Below are 17,482 nucleotides of genomic sequence, written 5' to 3' on the forward strand. Positions count from 1 at the left end.
TGGAGCTTTGTTAACCTTTTGGAACCGCCGTATGCGGACCCGCATGTACGGTGGTGTGAGAGGACGGGGGCTTGCCGCCCCCTCCTACTCGATTGCATTAAGAATTAACCAAAAATTATGGTTAGGCTAGGTAATGGCTACATTTGAGCTGTCTTAGTAAGAATAAGTGTCTAAACAGGTTTTGTGTGTCTAACATATTTATTCTTAGAAAATTATCGCTAGAATGATTCTGTAATTGCGCTCTCATTTCTAACGGACTGAGCAGCCTTTATTTTCAGCAAAAGTGATATTTTTATATTCTAACGGACACCAGTGCTCTTATTTCCGGAAATATCCCCCAAAGTAGGCTGCTGTAGTGATGATAAGAGCGGTACGGTCCGTTAGCCCGGTCATTGAGCCTGTTCAAGGGGAATAAGGGCTCTGGAGTCCGTTAGATCCATATGGAAAGGTAGGAGGGCTCCTTGATTGTGTAGAGAGACAGAACACCAGGTGCCTCAGCGGACGGACTAGGACATACAGATAGACAAAGACAAAGACATAGACATAGACGTAGACGTGGACATAGACGTGGACATAGACGTGGACATAGACGTGGACATGGAGGTTTTCCACATACCAGCAGCAAACGCCCCCATAAGCGTACGTGAGGTTTCGTAAGCTCTCATGAAATATTGATTAACCTATTGCTCTTTAGATTCATATATGTTATAATATTCTTTGTTGTCACAAACAATATCGTTAATATGGCCCGTTGGTCAAGGGGTTAAGACACCTCCCTTTCACGGAGGTAACAGGGGTTCGAATCCCCTACGGGTCACCACTTATTTTAAATAAAGTTTGCTTTTATAACCAATGTATGGTATGATCATTAAGTTGCTTCTTCCATGGAGGCTTAGCTCAGCTGGGAGAGCATCTGCCTTACAAGCAGAGGGTCGGGGGTTCGATCCCCTCAGCCTCCACCATAAATTCCCCCAAAAAGTGAAGTGAATGCTTCGCTGTGGATTCCGGGTACTTTCCGGGGACCCCAAGGGATAATATTTTTACTGACGCGGGGTGGAGCAGCCCGGTAGCTCGTCGGGCTCATAACCCGAAGGCCGCAGGTTCAAATCCTGCCCCCGCAATTTATTTTGGAACCGTGGTGTAGTTGGCCTAACATGCCTGCCTGTCACGCAGGAGATCGCGGGTTCGAATCCCGTCGGTTCCGCCATTAGTACTTTGTTTATAGGGTATGACAAGCCCATTAGAATTACAGAAATACATACCGTGTGCGGACGTGGCTCAGCGGTAGAGCATCGCCTTGCCAAGGCGAGGGTCGCGGGTTCGATTCCCGTCGTCCGCTCCATTATTTGCGCCCTTAGCTCAGCTGGATAGAGCGTTTGACTACGAATCAAAAGGTCGGGAGTTCGAATCTCTCAGGGCGCGCCATATTTACTTAACAGAAGCATCTCTCCGGAGAGGCTATTTTTTTTTGTCTGAATAACTAAATTATTTGCAGTGAAACGGAATGGTGAATTACTATTGAAGTAATTTTACCATTCCGTTCTTTTTAAATCAGAGAAAGTGCGTTAAATCGAAAAGCGGCCGGAAACGCAGAAGAGGAGGCTTTTGTATGTTCAAGAGCATCAAAAGGCGCATCGATAATGCTAATCAAATGCATAGAATGCGCAACGAAAACCCTGAGGCATTGAAGCAGGCATTAGAGGAGCAAGCCAGAGCTGAGAAAATCGGCGATAACATTCCGCCTGTTAAGCCCGGACCGCTAATCCGATTTTTCCGCTGGGTGCTGCTCCTCTTGACTGCTTTGATATTACTTGTGGTTATCCTTGGAGTGCCCCGTGCAGACAATCCTTTATTTTCGCTGATGAGCTTTGGCTTGCTGCTGTCACTGCTGTACCTGGCTGCTGGTCTTGCTCACCCCTCGATCGTCTTCGTCCGGAGAAAATGGCCAAGGGAAGATGTACTGGAGCTGTTCGGCCTGCTGAGCATCGTCTTTATTGTTTTGATGGTTGTGTTTCATAAGTAGGCATAAGTGCTATTGGCTGTTTACTCCCCGGAATGATACTGTACCGACACCTGATAGCTGTTCAGAAAGCTGATCCATTCCTCCGAAGGCTTCTCGTCAGTCACAATGTAATCCACTTTATCGAAGCTGAACAGCTTGATGAAAGCAATCCGGTCGAATTTGGAATGGTCGACGAGCAGCACGACTTTGCTGGCCTGCTTCTGCATCAGAATTTTCAGCTCGCTCTCCTCCTCGTTGGAATCACTGAGCCCTCCGGTCATAGACAATGCTTTACAGCTGAAGAGGGCGACGTCCACATTATACTTCTGGATGGTCTGCGAGGCAGTGGGGCCGACGAAGGAGCTGGTCTCGGGTCCCAGTGTACCGCCGGTGGAAATCAGCTTATGTCCGGAATGCTGGAATTCGGATAAAACAGCGAGTGAATTGGTGATGATGGTCAGGTTGTGCTTGGATTCGGTAATTTTGCGCAGGGCTTCAAAAGCTGTTGTGCTCGTATCCGTCATCAGGCTGTCTCCGTCATTAATCAGATCAAGCACATTGGCAGCGATAATGCCTTTGGCCTCCAGGTTGACCTGATGTCTGGCCGCGTATGACGGGTCCTCGTTGGTATGGGCGTTTAGTATGGCGCCTCCGTAGTTTTTTTTGGCCAAGCCTTCTTTGTCCAGCTTGTCGAGATCGCGGCGGATGGTCTCCTCGGACACCTGGAATTTCTGTGCGAGGTCAGCGACATGCACTTTTTTATGCCGGTACAGCTCGTTGATGATCAAATCTCTCCGTTCAAATGCCTTCATGCATACCCACCCTTGTCTGCAAAATCTTATATTATTCCTAGTGTACTACATTTGGCTGCAAGATAGTCAGAACTCACACGAAAAACCACATCTCTTTATTATAATAACACATAAAACCACATAAAATTAACAAATAAATGTGGATTGTTGTTGACTTTGTGCTAATTCGATTCTATGATAAACATGAACTCAACTATATTATCGAGTACGGGATCAGGCGGCACAGGATGGGACAGTCTCACAACACCTTCATGATAGCGCTTTAAAAGGGGGCTGGATTCACGTCTGAAAGGATCTGCCGCAATATCCAACCAATTCATTTGAGGAGGAACAGCAGTGGCAACAAATTATCCGAAGATTGGAATCCGGCCTACGATTGATGGAAGAAGACGCGGTGTCCGCGAATCGCTGGAGGCCCAGACCATGGGGATGGCAGAGCGGGTGGCTAAGTTTCTTACGGAAAGTCTTTTTTACCCGGACGGGTCTCCTGTAGAATGTGTTATCGCTGATTCAACGATCGGCGGTGTGAAGGAAGCAGCGGCTGCCGCACAGAAATTTGCTGGACAGAATGTCGGCGTATCAATTACCGTAACCCCGTGCTGGTGTTATGGCTCGGAAACGATGGATATGGATGCAACGATTCCGCACGCTGTGTGGGGTTTTAACGGAACGGAGCGCCCGGGGGCAGTATATCTGGCGGCTGTTCTGTCTGCCTATGCGCAAAAGGGAATTCCGGCGTTCGGCATATACGGTGAGGATGTGCAGGAATCCAGCAGTGAAGAGATCCCGGCTGATGTGCAGACAAAGCTGCTGCAGTTCGCTAAATCCGCTATGGCAGTAGCGCTGATGAAAGGTAAATCTTATCTGTCGATGGGCTCTGTCTCGATGGGGATTGCAGGTTCGATTGTGAACGAACAATTCTTCCAGGACTACCTGGGCATGCGGAATGAATACACTGATATGTCCGAATACGTGCGCCGGTTCGAGGAAGAAATTTATGATAAAGAAGAATTTGCACAGGCCCTGGCCTGGGTTAAGGAAAAATGCCGCACCGGAGCGGACAATAATCCGCAGCACCTGCAGATCAGCGATGAATTGAAGGAGCAGCAGTGGGAGACCTGTGTCAAAATGACGCTCATCGCGCGTGACCTCATGGTTGGGAATCCGCGGCTGGCTGAACTCGGCTTTGAGGAGGAGGCTAACGGGCATAATGCGATTGTCGGCGGCTTCCAGGGCCAGCGGCAGTGGACGGATCATTTTCCAAACGGGGATTTCATAGAGACGATTCTGAACTCCTCCTTTGACTGGAACGGCCGGCGGGCGCCGTATATCGTGGCTACCGAGAATGACAGCCTGAACGGTGTAACGATGCTGTTCAATTATCTGCTTACGAATACGGCACAGATTTTTGCCGATGTCCGGACCTTCTGGAGTCCTGCTGCAGTTAAACGGGTAACCGGATATGAACTGGAGGGTGAGGCGGCGCACGGGCTGCTGCATCTGATCAACTCGGGCTCTGCAGCGCTGGATGGAACGGGAGAGCAGAGTGTGGACGGGAAGCCTGCGATTAAGCCGTTCTGGGAGATTACGGATGACGAGGCGGAGCGCTGTATAGCAGAGACCCAGTTCCGCCCGGCTTCACAGGAATATTTCCGCGGGGGCGGCTTCTCCACCGATTATTTAACAAAAGGCGGAATGCCTGTAACGATGGCCCGGCTCAATCTGGTTAAGGGGCTTGGTCCCGTGCTTCAGCTTGTGGAGGGTTATACTATTGAGCTCCCTGAAGAAGTGCATAAGACGCTGGATGAGCGGACTGACCCGACCTGGCCGACAACCTGGTTTGCTCCCAAGCTAACGAATCAGGGCTCGTTCAAAACCGTCTATGATGTCATGAATAACTGGGGAGCCAACCACGGCGCAATCAGCTACGGGCATATCGGTGCGGATCTGATTACGCTGGCCTCCATCCTGCGGATTCCGGTCAGCATGCACAATGTGGAGGAATCCCGGATTTTCAGACCGCGCGTGTGGTCCCTGTTCGGTACAGAGGATCTGGAAAGCGCAGATTACAGGGCCTGCCGCAACTTCGGGCCGCTGTACTAAAATCAAGGCGAAGCAGGTGCAGGATATGGATGAAGTGATCAAACTGCTCGCGGTGGACCTGGGGGCCAGTTCCGGCAGAGTCATGCTGGGCCTGTATGACGGCAAACGTATAGAGGTGGAGGAGGTTCACCGGTTTGCCAATCAGCCGGTTGAGCTGCACGGGCATTTGTACTGGGATGTGCTGCGGCTGTTTTATGAAATGAAGCAGGGAGTACGCAAAGCAGCCAGGGAGCACGGGACTTTGACGTCTGTGAGCGTAGATACATGGGGCGTCGACTTCGGCTTCATTGACCGGAAGGGGCAGCTGCTGTACGCCCCGCATCATTACCGGGACCAGCGGACAGCTGCCTATGCTCCTATTCTCGAGGAGCTGCTGCCGCCGGATGAGCAGTTTAGATTGACGGGCAATCAATCAGCCAGAATTAACACGGTGTATCAGCTGTTTGCGGATCTGCAGGAGAGTCCCTGGCTCAGGGAGACCGCAGACCGGATGCTGCTGATGCCGGATCTGTTCCATTATCTGCTCTCCGGCACCGCCGCCGGGGAGCAGACGATCTGGAGCACCAGCGGTCTGCTGGCCGCCGGATCAGCTGCTCCTGCCGCCAAGGTGATGAACAGGCTGCGGCTTCCGCTCAGCCTGATTCCGGAGCAGGTGCCGGCCGGAACCGTGACCGGCCGGCTGCTGCCGGCGCTGCAGGAGGAGCTTGGCACGGGCCCGCTGCAGGTTATTGCCGGGGCCGCCCATGACACGGCATCTGCGGTGGCTTCCATTCCATATGAACCGGGAGCAGAGACGGCCGCTTTTATCAGCTGCGGCACGTGGTCCCTGGCAGGCATGGAGACAGAGCAGCCGGTGCTGACGGATCAGGCCCGTGAATACGGCTTTACCAACGAAGGCTGCTTCGGCGGCGGAAACCGGCTGCTGAAGAACATTACAGGGCTGTGGATCTTGCAGGAGACGCAAAGAGGCTGGGCGCAGGCGGGTGAGCCGGTGTCTCATCAGGAGGCGGTCCGGCTTGCCGCAGAAGCCCGAAGCGAAGGCTATACTGCAGCTATCATTGACCCGGATGATGCCCTGTTCAGCACGCCGGGCGATATGCCCGGCCGGATTACAGCCTATTGTGACCGGACCGGCCAGCAGCCGCCGGGAAGCAAGGGCAAGGTGATCCTGACCATTCTGCAGAGCCTTGCCGCCGCCTATGCAAGGGCAATCAATGAGTTGGAGACGCTGACCGGACAGAGCCTCCGTGCAATCCACATGGTGGGCGGAGGTATCCGCAATGAGCTGCTGTGCCAGCTTACGGCTGATGCCACCGGAAAAGAGATTATCGCCGGGCCTGCCGAGGCCAGCGCGATCGGTAATATAGCTGTCCAGTTAGCCGCTATTGGAGCAGTCAAGGCTTCTGCGCTCAGAGAGCTTGTAGCACAATCTTACACGCTTGTCCGTTATTATCCGTCCAGGTAAAGGAGAGTTACCATGAATGAGAAAGAACAAGAGCTGCGCCTGCTGATCTGTGACATCGGCAGAAATTTGTTTAACAAGGATTTTATCGCCGCCAATGACGGGAATATTTCGGCCCGTCTGTCCGAAACGGAAGTTCTTGCTTCACCGACAGGAGTCAGCAAAGGCTATCTGCAGCCGCATATGCTCGTAAAGGTCAATCTGCAGGGGGAAATCCTTGAAGCAGCGGAAGGGTATCGTCCTTCCACCGAAGTGAAGATGCATCTGCGGATCTATAATGAGCTGCCCGAAATGAACGGGGTGGTGCATGCCCATCCGCCTTATGCGACAGCTTTTGCGATCAAAGGCGAGCCGCTGGATAAAATGATGATGCCGGAGTCGGTCATTGCGATGGGAGATATTCCGCTGGCGGCATACGGGACACCTTCTACGGAAGAAATCCCGGATTCGCTGATCCCGTTCCTGGGCAAGAAAACGGCTGTCCTGCTGGAAAGCCACGGCGCTCTGACCTGGGGCAAGGATGTTATGAGCGCCTACATGAACATGGAGCGGCTCGAATACACAGCGAAGCTGACGTTCATTACCCGGATGATTAAGGGGGAGCGCGAGCTGCCGCAGAACCGGATTGATGAGCTGGTGGCCCTGAGGTCTTTTTATGGGATGTAGACAGGCTGTCCAAGGAGGTACAGCATGCTGAAGAAAATTCCTAAGCTGCTGTCCCCCGAACTGGTCCGCGTGCTGATGGAGATGGGCCACGGGGATGAGCTGGTGCTGGCGGATGCCCATTTTCCGGGTCATGCCCTGCATAGCAGAGTACTGAGATACGACGGAGTGGGAATTCCTGCACTGCTTGATGCGATTCTTGAGCTGCTGCCGCTGGATCATTATGTGCCGCATCAGGCGGCTTTTATGGCTGTAGTGGAGGGTGATCCGTCTGTGCCGGAAATCTGGTCCGTGTATGAGGCTATACTTGCGAAGCATGACAGCAAGGCGACGATTGAATATGAGGAACGTTTTGACTTTTATAACCGCTCCAGGCAGAGCTACGCCGTTGTGGTAACGGGGGAAGAGGCTCTCTACGGCAATATCATTATTAAAAAGGGTGTGGTTACAGCAGAGAGCCGCTGAGCATTTCAGCTGAAAAATGCGGCAATGAAAACCAGATTATTAAGCGAAAATAGTGAGGCTACAGCGAACATGTCCATGTGCTGTGGCAGCCCTTATGGAGCGGCCTTCAGAGGCTCTGCTGTCCGGATTGACGAAGGAATGGTGCCGACGATTTATTGAGGGGATCAGGATAGACAGTTCTTGTAGAGTGAATGTGCGGTAAAATAGGCAGATCAACTGCCGGTTTCCCGGCAATAAATCTGCAGGTATGGCACTGCAGGTATCGCGCTGCAGGGACTGCTCATCAAGCTAAGTGGAAATTCGCCATCTATTTTTCCGGGGAGGCCCGCCATTGGGAAACTAGATGGAAAAACACCACTTAATATCGCCGAGAATGCAACTGAAGCGAGAAAAAGGCTAAATTAGGTGGCGTTTTTCCACCTAATGTTCGAGAGTTCAGGAAAAAGCCGGATTTAAGTAGCAAAAATCCAACTAAATCTGGATGAGAGTCCATCCCCCATCCTCCGGATGGAATCTTGCAAATCGTAAGTGACAACAGCAGCCCCAGACTAAGCGAATAGTCTGAGGCTGCTGCTATTGTTATGCACGGAGGATAGCTGCGCTCACCGCATCCTCCGCCAAATGCCCCTAAACCAGCTCGAGCACGGCCATCTGGTGATTCTCAAGGCGCGGGACAGTGTACGTAATCCCGCCGTCCTGGTCTGCCGTGAACGGCAGCTCGGTCATCGCCGGAGCCAGGTAGACCCGCTTGACGGCGGCAGCGGACGGGAGCCGCAGACTGACGGAGACATCACGCAGCGGCACGATGTCCTCGATCACCTCGATGCGGCCCTTCAGCGCAGGAGCCGCATAGAGCAGGTGGTTCACGTAGCGGCGCTCAGCCTGCTGATACTGCAGGGTCGTGATGCCCCGCGCCGGGAGGCTGGTGCGGAGGGCAGGCTGCGGCAGCAGCCGGGACAGCGCATGGAGCACCATCTCCTTCAGAATAAGATGGCCGCCGTCCGCATATTCGCTGAATACGTCCCAGGCGATGTAGATCCCGCCGCCGCTTTCGACCATGGCCGGCCCGTTGTCCTCCCGGGCACCCGGTGTGTGCTGATGCGAGCAGAAGGTGAAGACATCGCGGTTGAAATACGGGTTCTCCAGATGGCCCAGGGAGTTCCCGCCGTTCAGCTCCACCAGCTGACCCTCACCGTACATAACAAAGGAAGCAGGCTGCAGCGCACCGGGAGTGAAGTGCGGACGGAAATAGGACGGGCGGTACACGTTCGTTCCGAGCCAGTTCACTCCCAGCTCCAGCGCAAAAGCATCTCCGGCCGGGTTCAGGCCGGACCTGCCGGTGGCCAGCACCTTGCCGCCTCCTGCGGTGAAGGCTTCAACTGCAGCCGCCAGCTCCGGCCAGACCGGCACCTCATCCGGCAGCACCAGCACCTTGTATGCTGACCAGTCACTATCTGTATCGACGATGTCATACAGATAGTGGCCTTCGGTCAGGATACGCACGGCTCCGGCATCAGCCAGATTGCGCGCTCCCTTCAGCGCCTGGCCGCCGGGACAGGCCTCGCGCGCCGCCTCCAGGGACAGGACGGCGATGTCGGCGACAGAGGTGACGCCGCTGCACCACGGCTCCTTCGCCTCGACCTCGGCGTAGGCCGCGCCGATCAGGGCATAGGTGGCTTCATCCATCAGACCGGAGGGGTGAAGCTGGTCGCCAATGGAGCATTTCGCGCCGTGCGCGAGGCTGAGCGCGGCTTCATAGCGCAGCGCGTTCGGATGCTTGTAGCCGCCGAATTCGCCCCAGGAGGTATGGAATTTGCCGGTCATACCGAGAAATTCCAGGCCGAGCGGCTGGGCATAACGGGCGGACAGCGGGAAATGGTCGTAACCCCAGCCCCCGGTCGGCAGCGATTCCAGCTCGAGGTGGGTGTTGACATGGACGAGGTCACGCCGGCCCCGCTGCTGATGGCCGTTGTTGTGATAGACCGGCAGGCCGGGCTTCACGGAATCGATGGTCTCGCGGACGCGGCGTGCATAGTTCAGGTAAGTCTGCTCGCCCAGAGCTGCTACTGCTGCCTCGTCGCGCGGGTCTTTGCCGTCTGCCCGCAGGGCGGCTACACAGTACTGGCAGCGGCACTTGCGGGCACCGACGATGTCGAGGAAGATGCCGTCTGCATCGTAACGGCCGACCACCTCATGAAGCTGGGCCAGCAGAATATCCAGATAAGGTGTGCCCAGGCAGAACTCGTGGTAGCCCGGCGTCATGAAATCCTTCACCCAGCGCGTACGGTCCTCCGGGTCGCGGATCAGCCATTCGGGATGGCGGCGGGCCAGCTTTTCATCCAGGCCGGCAGATAAATAGACCGGTGTGCGGACGCCGATTTCGTGGGCAGCTTCTATCATTTCCCCCAGCAGATCGAAGTCAAGATGCGGATGGATTTCATTAGCTTCACTGGGATGGTAGGCCCAGCCGTGATGGCATTTGGAGAATACGGTGATGGAATCGACATGGCCGGAGCGCAGCATGGACTGGAACTGGGCTCTGCTGAAATCTTTTCCGATGCCGGGAATGGCCTCGGAGGTATGGAAGTCGAGATGAACCTGACGGAAACGCATGGATGAACAACCCCTTATAGAAATTGGATATAAAGCGATTCCCAGTCAATGTACCTCTTTTCTGCAAGCGCTACCAGTGATATTATAGACTTGAAATAGCACAAAACCGACTTTAATACAGGAGGGGATAGGGTGCTCTGTCTGGAATTTACGATTCCGCCGCTGCCCAAGTTCGTCACGGTGGGGCTGGCCGTCTGGTCGCCGGGTGACCGGCATTTTGCCCGGACCTTCGGGGTATATGATCTGCTGCTGGTCAAGCGCGGAACGCTGTATATGGCTGAACAGGGGAAGGAATATGCGATCGGTCCGGGCAGGCTGCTGGTGCTTGAGGCAGGACTGCCGCACGAGGGCTACCGGGTCTGTGAAGAGGATACGGAGATTTACTGGGTTCACTTCATTCATGAGGGGAAGCCGGCTTATATCCTGCAGGAGGAGATTCCCTGGTCTGCACTGCTGGCCAAAGGAACAGTAGAGGATGAGGAGCCCTCTGCACAGCAGCGGCTGTATATGCCCAAATTTGCTGCCGTAGACGTAGAGGCGCTGGAGCCGATTCTGGATGAGATGAACGAGATTCACAGCCGGCTGAATGCCGAAAATGCCCTGCGGCTCCATGTTCTGCTGGCCGAGCTGATGGCGGCGCTGCAGGCAGAATGCGCCCGCATGGCGCTGCCGGAGCCGGCGGTCCGGCTGGCCCGGGCGGCGGCAGCTTATCTGGACAGGCATTGGAAGGAGCCGTTTCAGGTGACGGGTCTGCAGGAGGAGCTGCATTTCCAGGCAGATTATATTACGAGATGCATGAAGCAGCATATCGGCACAACGCCGCTGCAGTACGTGCTGCAGCGGCGGCTCGAAGAAGCCAAGAAGCTGCTGGGCGGCACGGTACTCAGCGTCGCCGATATTGCCGAACGGATCGGCATCCGCGATGCCAATTATCTGACCCGGCTGTTCAGCGCAAGATTCGGCATGACCCCGGTAGCTTACCGTCGCCGGCTGCGCCAGCGGGAGGAAGCTGCTGCAGCAGTAGAGGGCAGGGAGTGATCACCCGCGCTCCCCGGAGCCGCTGATCCGTTCGCGGTATTCGGTCGGTGTGCAGTTGAAGCTTTTACGGAACTGGCGGGCGTAATAGTTCTGGTCGTGGAAGCCGCTGTCCATGGCTACCCGGGATACCGGAAGGTCCGGGTTGCGCAGCAGCGTACAGGAGTAGTCCAGCCGTTTGCGGATGACATAGTCCATGGGAGTCGTCTTATAGTTGCGGGTGAAGACCCTCAGAAACTGGCGGGTCGACATATACGCCATGTCCGCCATGGACTGCAGGGTAACCGGCTGAAGGAAATGCTCCTCAATATAGGTGACCGCCTCACCGATCCGCAGCGCCTTGTTGTCCTCGCCCCTGCTGCTGTTCTGATAATAACGGGAGAGCATGCCTACCAGGGCAGTGAAATAGGTGCGGACCATCAGGCGGTAGCCGTCCTCCCGGCGCTCATGCTCAGAGAGAATCAGATCTAGCAGCCTTGTTGCCTCCAGCAGCTGCCCTGCATCCAGCGAAAGCATGCCCCTGAAATACATCTCCTGACGGTAAAAGGGCTCGATATAGAACAAGGCCTGGAAGCCCGGAAGCAATCTAAGCTCTGGCTGCTGCAGCAGCTCCTCGGGCTGAAACATCACATTCACATACTCAATATCCTCGACATTCTTGTAACCATGGGAAACACCGCTGTGAATCAGAAAAACCTGGCCGGCCGTAACCGGATACTCTCTCCCTTCGATGATATGCACGGCGCTTCCCGACAAAATGACGACGAGCTCAGAGAAATCATGGCTGTGTACATAATAATCATGGGTCAGCGGACATTTCTGGATCCGGAAGGTAAATCCGGGCTCAAGTCCGATGTCCCGCGCTAATAATTTGGTTGTCATGGCAATATTATGCTAAGGAAGGGCGATATCGTCAAGGCGGAAAAGGGCAGGCGGCGCTACCATTAGGTTGCGGGCATACCGCCGTTAAGGGAAGCCATACGCCTTGGCGTACTTGTCAGGAGGGAAGAGCATGCTGCCTTTATTTACGACTAAGAAAACGGAAAAACAGAATTCCGTACAGCCGCACATCCTGTTTCTTGGAGACAGCATCACGGCCGACGGTCAATATATCCGGCTGGCCGGAGAATGGCTGAAGAAGCACCGGCCGCACCCGGGAGTCCGGCTGACGGCACGGGGAGTCCCGAGCGAGACGGCCTCGGGACTCAGCGAAGCGGCACATCCCTTTCCCCGTCCCTGCATCCATGAACGGCTCACAAGAGAGCTCGCGGAAGCAGCCCCGGATGTAGTCGTAGCCTGCTACGGGATGAACGACGGAATCTATCATCCATTCTCCGCTGAAAGGTTTGCGGCCTATCAGGACGGAATGCGGCGGCTGAGTGCACAGATTCATAAAGCGGGAGCCAAGGTGGTGCTGCTGACCCCGCCGCCGTTCGATGCCCTGTCCATGAACGGCCCGCTGCTGCCGGCGGATGCGGATGATTTCAGTTATCTGGCGCCCTACAGGGATTACGACCGGGTGCTGGAGCATTACGCGGACTGGCTGTTATCCGGGGGCTGTCCTGCTGATCAGGTCATCGATCTGCGCACGCCGCTGCTGCAGCACATCAGGCAGGAACGGTTGCTTAACGCCGCTTACCGTTACGGTGACGGGATTCATCCGGACGCCCCGGGCCACGGGGTTATAGCACATACGCTTTTACAAGAGCTCTTTGGTACAGAGCCGGAACAATGGCCGGATGCGCGCCGGGAATAACAACAGGTGCCCCAAAGGACGGATTGACAGGCAAAATCAGCCGGGATTATAGTTAGGTCACTTAAGCGCAGGGGGAGTGAATCCATGAATGTACTCCAGACGATCCGGTCACGCAAATATCTGCAGCGGATTTTGCTCAGCTTTATGCTGGTGGTTGCCACACTTGCTGTTGCTTCGCTTTTTCTGAATGCCAGTGCCCGCAGCCGGGTGCTCAGCCTGCAGAATGAAGCTGACCGGAAGCTGCTGACCCAGATCAACTATAACGTTGAGAATATGAACGGCATCGTGAGGGATTTGGCCGTATCGCTGTACAACGACGAAGAGCTGCTCGCGTTGAAGTCGGGTGCAGATTACAAACAGAGTATTCTAAAAATTGAACGTCTGAATCATACCGTTGCCTCATCGCCGTATCTGCACGCCGCAGTCTTTTATAACGGCGCCCAGCAGCGGTTCTTCTCGTCACTTAACCATGACATCAATAACAGTACCCTGTATGGAGCTTTGGAGAGCTATATGGCTTCAAGGTCCGATCTGCCGAAGCTGCAGCTGATTCCCCTGGATCTTGACGGCAAGAACGACGGAATCGATGTGTTTGCCTTCTTTCTCTATGACGGAGAAGCCATGGGTTCTATTAATGACAATGTGCTGATTCTGACGGTGAAGCCGGACTGGATGCTTGATAATGTGAAAGCGCTTAATCTGGTGGCGGAGCGGCAAAATGATGTGCTGTTCATTACCGACAGCGAAGGCGAGGTGCTGATTTCGACCGACGGGCTGCTGCCTGCAGGGCTTAACATCAGGCAGGACCTGCTGCCGCGGCTTACCCCTTCGGATAAACCGGTGGATTCCTTTATCTACAATCATGAAGACCGGAAATATAAGGTCACTTATTTAAGCAAGGCGCTGAATAACTGGCAGATTGTCAGCCTGCAGGATTATGATGTGGTGCTGGGCAGCGTGCGGCAGATGAAGTGGACAGAGGTGGCGGTCACGCTGTCCGTCGTTCTGCTTGCGGTCATGCTGTCCGTATTTTTTTCGCTGCGGCTGTATAAGCCGGTGGGCCAGCTGCTGACGCTGGTGCCGCAGAATGAACGCGGTGCCCCGCAGGGCCAGGATGAGCTGTCGTTGATTGCGGCCAATGTAACCGAGATGATCGGCAAGCTGAAGGGGCTTGAGCAGGAGCGGGCCTCACAGTCGAATATCGCCAAGGTGTATCAGCTGCGCAGCCTGGTCGGAGCAAGCGGAAGTGTAGACGAGCGCGCATTCCTGCAGATCAGAGAGCAGTATGGCATAGATATTGCTTATCCGGCTCCGCTGCGGCTGGCTCTGGTGCAGATTGACGATCTTCAGGGGCTTGCCGCCGGCCAGGGTGCTGCGATGGAGTCCCTGCTGTACTTTGCCATTGCCAACATCGGCCAGGAACTGCTCAGCCAGGACGGCTCATGCGAAGCTGTAGATATGAAAAGCGGGCACCTGGTCTTTATATTCAGCAGCGGAGCAGGTACAGCAGACAAAACAGCCGCAGCCGTTGGGCTGGAGCTGCTGGGCGAGCGGTTCAGAGAGCTTCAGCAAACCGTCCAGGCTTATTACCGCATCACCTTTACGGTTACGCTCAGTGAGGTGTTCCCGGACTATCGCAGCATTACCCGGCATTATAATCAGGCGGTCCGCCATTCCCATTACCGGATGATCTACGGCAAAGGGGCGGTGCTGGAGCCGGAGAATCTGCTTGAGAATGAGCAGAATGAGACGCTGCGCATCCCGCAGGAGCTGGAGCGGCAGCTGATGGAAGGGCTGAAGGGCGGCGATCTGCAGGAGACGGAGCAGGCGATCCGCAGCTGGCGGGAGCTGCTCGGCGGCTTCAGCTACGAGAATATGTTCTCAGCGGTGCTGCATCTGGCAGTTACCTTGAGCAATACACTCGGTGAGATGAACAGCCATAATGTCAATCCGGTATCCGTCAACCTGCAGGCGATTAACCGGCGGATTCTGGAGAAAGAAACGCTTGATGAAATAGAAGCCGTCCTGCTGGAGGTCGTGCGCGAAGTAGCAGAGCAGCGGCGGAGCGGCCGCGAGGACAAGAGCCGACTGCTGGCGGAGACCGTGAAGGAGATTATCGACCGGCACTATGCCGACCCTGATCTCAATGTGCAGCGGATTGCCGACATGCTGAAGATGAGCTCCGTTTATCTGGGCCAGGTGTTCAAGTCGCAGGAAGGGATTACCGTAGTTGACCAGATCAATGCGGCGCGGCTGGCTTATGCCAGGGACTATCTGGAGCAGAAGGATTTGACCGTAACAGAGATAATGGAGAAAGTCGGCTTCGGCAACGAGAGCTATTTTTACCGGCTGTTCAAACGCCGCTACGGGACGACCCCGAAGGAATACCGCCTGAAATCAGCCATTGACCGCAGCAAATAATATAACGAATGCCGGGCCCGCGAGTGAGATTTTTTCATTCAGCGGGCCTTTTTGGCTTTTTGCCCACAGCCGCAGCACTCCTCTGCCCGAAGCAGGAATCAGGGAACTGTACAGCCCGGATTTACAGCATTCTTGCGATTGTACAGTACCGTAAATGCTTGCTGCTACGCTATTCTAAGGCCATGCAAAGCCTGACACACAGGCAGCCGTTAACGAAGAAAGGAAGGGGCTTTGGTTATGCAGAAGAACGTTACACTTACCGGGCAGGGGGCTCATGCGGGTGCACCGCCGGAAAAACGCAGGAAGTCATGGGCCGGAAGAGAGCTGCATCATTTTAAGAACAACCGCGAGCTGTTTCTGCTCTCCCTGCCGGGGATTTTGTACAAATTGATTTTTGCCTATATCCCAATGATCGGCCTGATTATCGCCTTCAAAAACTACCGCTATGATCTGGGCATCTTCGGCAGCGAGTGGGTGGGGCTGGATAATTTCCGTTATTTGTTCACTACCGACACAGCATGGCGGATTACCCGCAATACCGTTCTGTATAATACCGCTTATATCCTGGTGGGGACCTCGGCGGCGCTGCTGCTGGCGATCCTGATGAACGAAATTAAGGCCAGAGTGAGCAAGTTCTACCAGACGGCGCTGTTTTTGCCCCATTTTCTGTCGTGGGTGCTGGTCGGGTATGTCGCTTACGCCTTTCTGAACCATTCGGACGGCTTCATCAACCGCACGCTTGAATCGTTCGGCCTTGATCCGGTCAGCTGGTACCAGAATGCCGCCCCTTGGCCGGTTATCCTCATTCTGGTGCAATTATGGAAGGTAGTAGGCTTTAATACGCTGATTTATTTTGCCGGCATTATCGGAATCAACAGTGAATATTACGAGGCGGCGCGGATCGACGGGGCAACCAAACGGCAGATGGCGTTCAAAATTACGATCCCGCTCATGGCTCCAATCATCATCATCATGCTGATCCTCTCCATCGGCAACATGTTCCGCGGCGACTTCGGCCTGCACTATTTTATCCCGAACAATTCAGGCTTTCTCTACGGCTCTACAGATATTATTGATACTTATGTGTACCGTGCGCTGCGTGAAGTCGGCAATGTGAGCATGTCTGCGGCTACAGGCTTTTACCAGTCGGTTGTCGGTCTGGTGCTGGTGCTGACGGCCAACGGCATTGTGCGCAAGGTCGATCCTGATAACTCTCTATGGTAAGGAGGTGCCAGACAGTGGCCCGAAAATTCGAATTCTCCAAGCTGTTCATTAATCTGCTGTTTACGGTGCTTTCGCTTGTAGTCATTCTGCCGTTTCTGCTGGTCGTTGCCGTGTCTCTCACAGACGAAAAGTCGCTGACCGCTAACGGATATCAGTTCATCCCGGGAAAATTCAGTCTGGACGCCTACCGCTATCTGCTGGACGCCCCGGATATTCTGTTCCGTGCTTACGGGGTGACCATCACCATAACTGTAGTCGGAGCGCTGTTAGGCCTGTTGTTGACTGCAATGACCGCGTACGTGATTTCCCGGCAGGATTACCGGTATAACCGGGTGACTACCTTTTACGTGTTCTTTACCATGCTGTTCAGCGGCGGGCTTGTTCCCTCCTACATCCTCATCACGCAATATCTGCATCTCAAGGACAGTCTGTGGGCGCTGATTCTGCCGATTCTCCTGTCGCCGTTCAACATTATGGTCATGAAAGGGTTCATGTCGAAGATTCCGCTGGAGATCATTGAATCGGCCAAAATCGACGGGGCGCGGGAGTTCCGCATCTTTTTCCGGATCATCCTGCCGCTCTCCACTCCGGCGCTGGCGACACTCGGTCTGCTGATTTCCTTCACCTACTGGAACGAATGGTTTAACGCGATGCTCTACATCGATGATCCGAATAAGGTGCCGCTGCAGCTGCTGCTGGTGCGGACGCTCAACAGTATTGAGTTTCTCACAACCAATTCAGAGTTTACCGGACAGCTCGGCATTGATTTGTCCAGCTTCCCGAACAGCTCGGCGCGGATGGCGATTGCGGTGCTGGCCGGCGGACCGATGCTGGTGATCTTCCCGTTTTTCCAGCGGTTTTTTGTCAAAGGGCTTACGGTTGGCTCCCTAAAGGGTTAACATACAATCATGTACAAAGTACAGGAG

At 54.6% G+C, this 17,482-nt stretch carries 13 protein-coding genes and 6 tRNA genes; 16 read left to right on the plus strand and 3 right to left on the minus strand.

Translation table 11 applies throughout. The features are described from left to right. Positions 1-745: 745 nt before the first annotated feature. From M2108_RS26485 to M2108_RS26515, 7 genes are all read left to right on the plus strand, one after another. A tRNA-Glu gene (locus M2108_RS26485) sits at positions 746-820 on the plus strand. Between the two features lie 66 nt (positions 821-886). Further along, positions 887-962 (plus strand) — tRNA-Val (locus M2108_RS26490). Positions 963-1,047: 85 nt separating this feature from the next. After that, positions 1,048-1,121, plus strand: a tRNA-Met gene (locus tag M2108_RS26495). A gap of 8 nt (positions 1,122-1,129) precedes the next feature. Further along, a tRNA-Asp gene (locus M2108_RS26500) sits at positions 1,130-1,207 on the plus strand. 60 nt (positions 1,208-1,267) lie between these two features. Further along, a tRNA-Gly gene (locus M2108_RS26505) sits at positions 1,268-1,342 on the plus strand. Positions 1,343-1,348: 6 nt separating this feature from the next. Beyond that, positions 1,349-1,425 (plus strand) — tRNA-Arg (locus M2108_RS26510). 184 nt (positions 1,426-1,609) lie between these two features. Next, positions 1,610-2,023 carry a hypothetical protein gene (locus tag M2108_RS26515; RefSeq protein WP_277472368.1) on the plus strand — a complete coding sequence of 138 codons (414 nt, stop codon included), beginning with the start codon at positions 1,610-1,612 and terminating at the stop codon, positions 2,021-2,023. 20 nt (positions 2,024-2,043) lie between these two features. Here the strand turns inward: M2108_RS26515 and M2108_RS26520 are convergent, their stop codons facing one another. Then, on the minus strand, positions 2,044-2,814 hold the full coding sequence (locus M2108_RS26520; protein ID WP_277472369.1) for a DeoR/GlpR family DNA-binding transcription regulator: 771 nt from the start codon (positions 2,812-2,814) through the stop codon (positions 2,044-2,046). Between the two features lie 336 nt (positions 2,815-3,150). Between M2108_RS26520 and M2108_RS26525 the strand changes: the two genes are divergently transcribed. From M2108_RS26525 to fucU, 4 genes are read left to right on the plus strand one after another with little or no spacing between them, the layout of a single operon-like run. Continuing rightward, positions 3,151-4,917: an L-fucose isomerase gene (locus M2108_RS26525; protein ID WP_277472370.1), complete on the plus strand. Its 1,767-nt coding sequence runs from the start codon at positions 3,151-3,153 to the stop codon at positions 4,915-4,917. Between the two features lie 25 nt (positions 4,918-4,942). Continuing rightward, on the plus strand, positions 4,943-6,382 hold the full coding sequence (locus M2108_RS26530) for a rhamnulokinase (protein WP_277472371.1): 1,440 nt from the start codon (positions 4,943-4,945) through the stop codon (positions 6,380-6,382). Positions 6,383-6,394: 12 nt separating this feature from the next. Then, positions 6,395-7,045 carry a class II aldolase/adducin family protein gene (locus M2108_RS26535; protein WP_277472372.1) on the plus strand — a complete coding sequence of 217 codons (651 nt, stop codon included), beginning with the start codon at positions 6,395-6,397 and terminating at the stop codon, positions 7,043-7,045. A 24-nt stretch (positions 7,046-7,069) separates the two neighbouring features. Continuing rightward, complete coding sequence (gene fucU / locus M2108_RS26540) at positions 7,070-7,507, plus strand: L-fucose mutarotase (protein WP_277472373.1); 438 nt, start codon at positions 7,070-7,072, stop codon at positions 7,505-7,507. A gap of 627 nt (positions 7,508-8,134) precedes the next feature. On the opposite strand, the gene M2108_RS26545 is transcribed toward fucU, so the two are convergent. Further along, on the minus strand, positions 8,135-10,120 hold the full coding sequence (locus M2108_RS26545; protein ID WP_277472375.1) for an alpha-amylase family protein: 1,986 nt from the start codon (positions 10,118-10,120) through the stop codon (positions 8,135-8,137). A 132-nt stretch (positions 10,121-10,252) separates the two neighbouring features. On the opposite strand from M2108_RS26545, the gene M2108_RS26550 reads away from it, so the two are divergent. After that, a complete protein-coding gene (locus M2108_RS26550; RefSeq protein ID WP_277472376.1) occupies positions 10,253-11,158 on the plus strand; it encodes a helix-turn-helix transcriptional regulator in 906 nt (301 codons plus the stop codon). Here M2108_RS26550 and M2108_RS26555 read toward each other — a convergent pair whose 3' ends face one another. Beyond that, positions 11,159-12,037, minus strand: coding sequence for a helix-turn-helix domain-containing protein (locus tag M2108_RS26555; protein ID WP_277472377.1), 879 nt, complete (start codon positions 12,035-12,037; stop codon positions 11,159-11,161). Between the two features lie 130 nt (positions 12,038-12,167). Between M2108_RS26555 and M2108_RS26560 the strand changes: the two genes are divergently transcribed. The 4 genes from M2108_RS26560 (at position 12,168) to M2108_RS26575 (ending at position 17,455) form a co-directional block, all read left to right on the plus strand. Continuing rightward, on the plus strand, positions 12,168-12,911 hold the full coding sequence (locus M2108_RS26560) for a GDSL-type esterase/lipase family protein (RefSeq protein WP_277472378.1): 744 nt from the start codon (positions 12,168-12,170) through the stop codon (positions 12,909-12,911). Between the two features lie 84 nt (positions 12,912-12,995). Further along, positions 12,996-15,332, plus strand: coding sequence for an AraC family transcriptional regulator (locus M2108_RS26565; RefSeq protein WP_277472379.1), 2,337 nt, complete (start codon positions 12,996-12,998; stop codon positions 15,330-15,332). Positions 15,333-15,569: 237 nt separating this feature from the next. After that, on the plus strand, positions 15,570-16,556 hold the full coding sequence (locus tag M2108_RS26570) for an ABC transporter permease (RefSeq protein ID WP_277472380.1): 987 nt from the start codon (positions 15,570-15,572) through the stop codon (positions 16,554-16,556). 14 nt (positions 16,557-16,570) lie between these two features. After that, a complete protein-coding gene (locus M2108_RS26575; protein ID WP_277472381.1) occupies positions 16,571-17,455 on the plus strand; it encodes a carbohydrate ABC transporter permease in 885 nt (294 codons plus the stop codon). Positions 17,456-17,482: the final 27 nt, after the last annotated feature.

The organism is Paenibacillus sp. PastM-3 (genome assembly GCF_029893965.1).
Classification (GTDB): Bacteria; Bacillota; Bacilli; order Paenibacillales; family Paenibacillaceae; genus Paenibacillus_AQ.

Bases quoted from the DNA above. Each gene is read 5' to 3' on its own strand.
- M2108_RS26535 (WP_277472372.1), top strand. From the start codon at position 6,395: ATGAATGAGAAAGAACAAGAGCTGCGCCTGCTGATCTGTGACATCGGC.
- M2108_RS26545 (WP_277472375.1), bottom strand. From the start codon at position 10,120: ATGCGTTTCCGTCAGGTTCATCTCGACTTCCATACCTCCGAGGCCATT.
- M2108_RS26515 (WP_277472368.1), top strand. From the start codon at position 1,610: ATGTTCAAGAGCATCAAAAGGCGCATCGATAATGCTAATCAAATGCAT.
- M2108_RS26555 (WP_277472377.1), bottom strand. From the start codon at position 12,037: ATGACAACCAAATTATTAGCGCGGGACATCGGACTTGAGCCCGGATTT.
- M2108_RS26570 (WP_277472380.1), top strand. From the start codon at position 15,570: ATGCAGAAGAACGTTACACTTACCGGGCAGGGGGCTCATGCGGGTGCA.
- M2108_RS26530 (WP_277472371.1), top strand. From the start codon at position 4,943: ATGGATGAAGTGATCAAACTGCTCGCGGTGGACCTGGGGGCCAGTTCC.
- M2108_RS26565 (WP_277472379.1), top strand. From the start codon at position 12,996: ATGAATGTACTCCAGACGATCCGGTCACGCAAATATCTGCAGCGGATT.
- M2108_RS26560 (WP_277472378.1), top strand. From the start codon at position 12,168: ATGCTGCCTTTATTTACGACTAAGAAAACGGAAAAACAGAATTCCGTA.
- fucU (WP_277472373.1), top strand. From the start codon at position 7,070: ATGCTGAAGAAAATTCCTAAGCTGCTGTCCCCCGAACTGGTCCGCGTG.
- M2108_RS26520 (WP_277472369.1), bottom strand. From the start codon at position 2,814: ATGAAGGCATTTGAACGGAGAGATTTGATCATCAACGAGCTGTACCGG.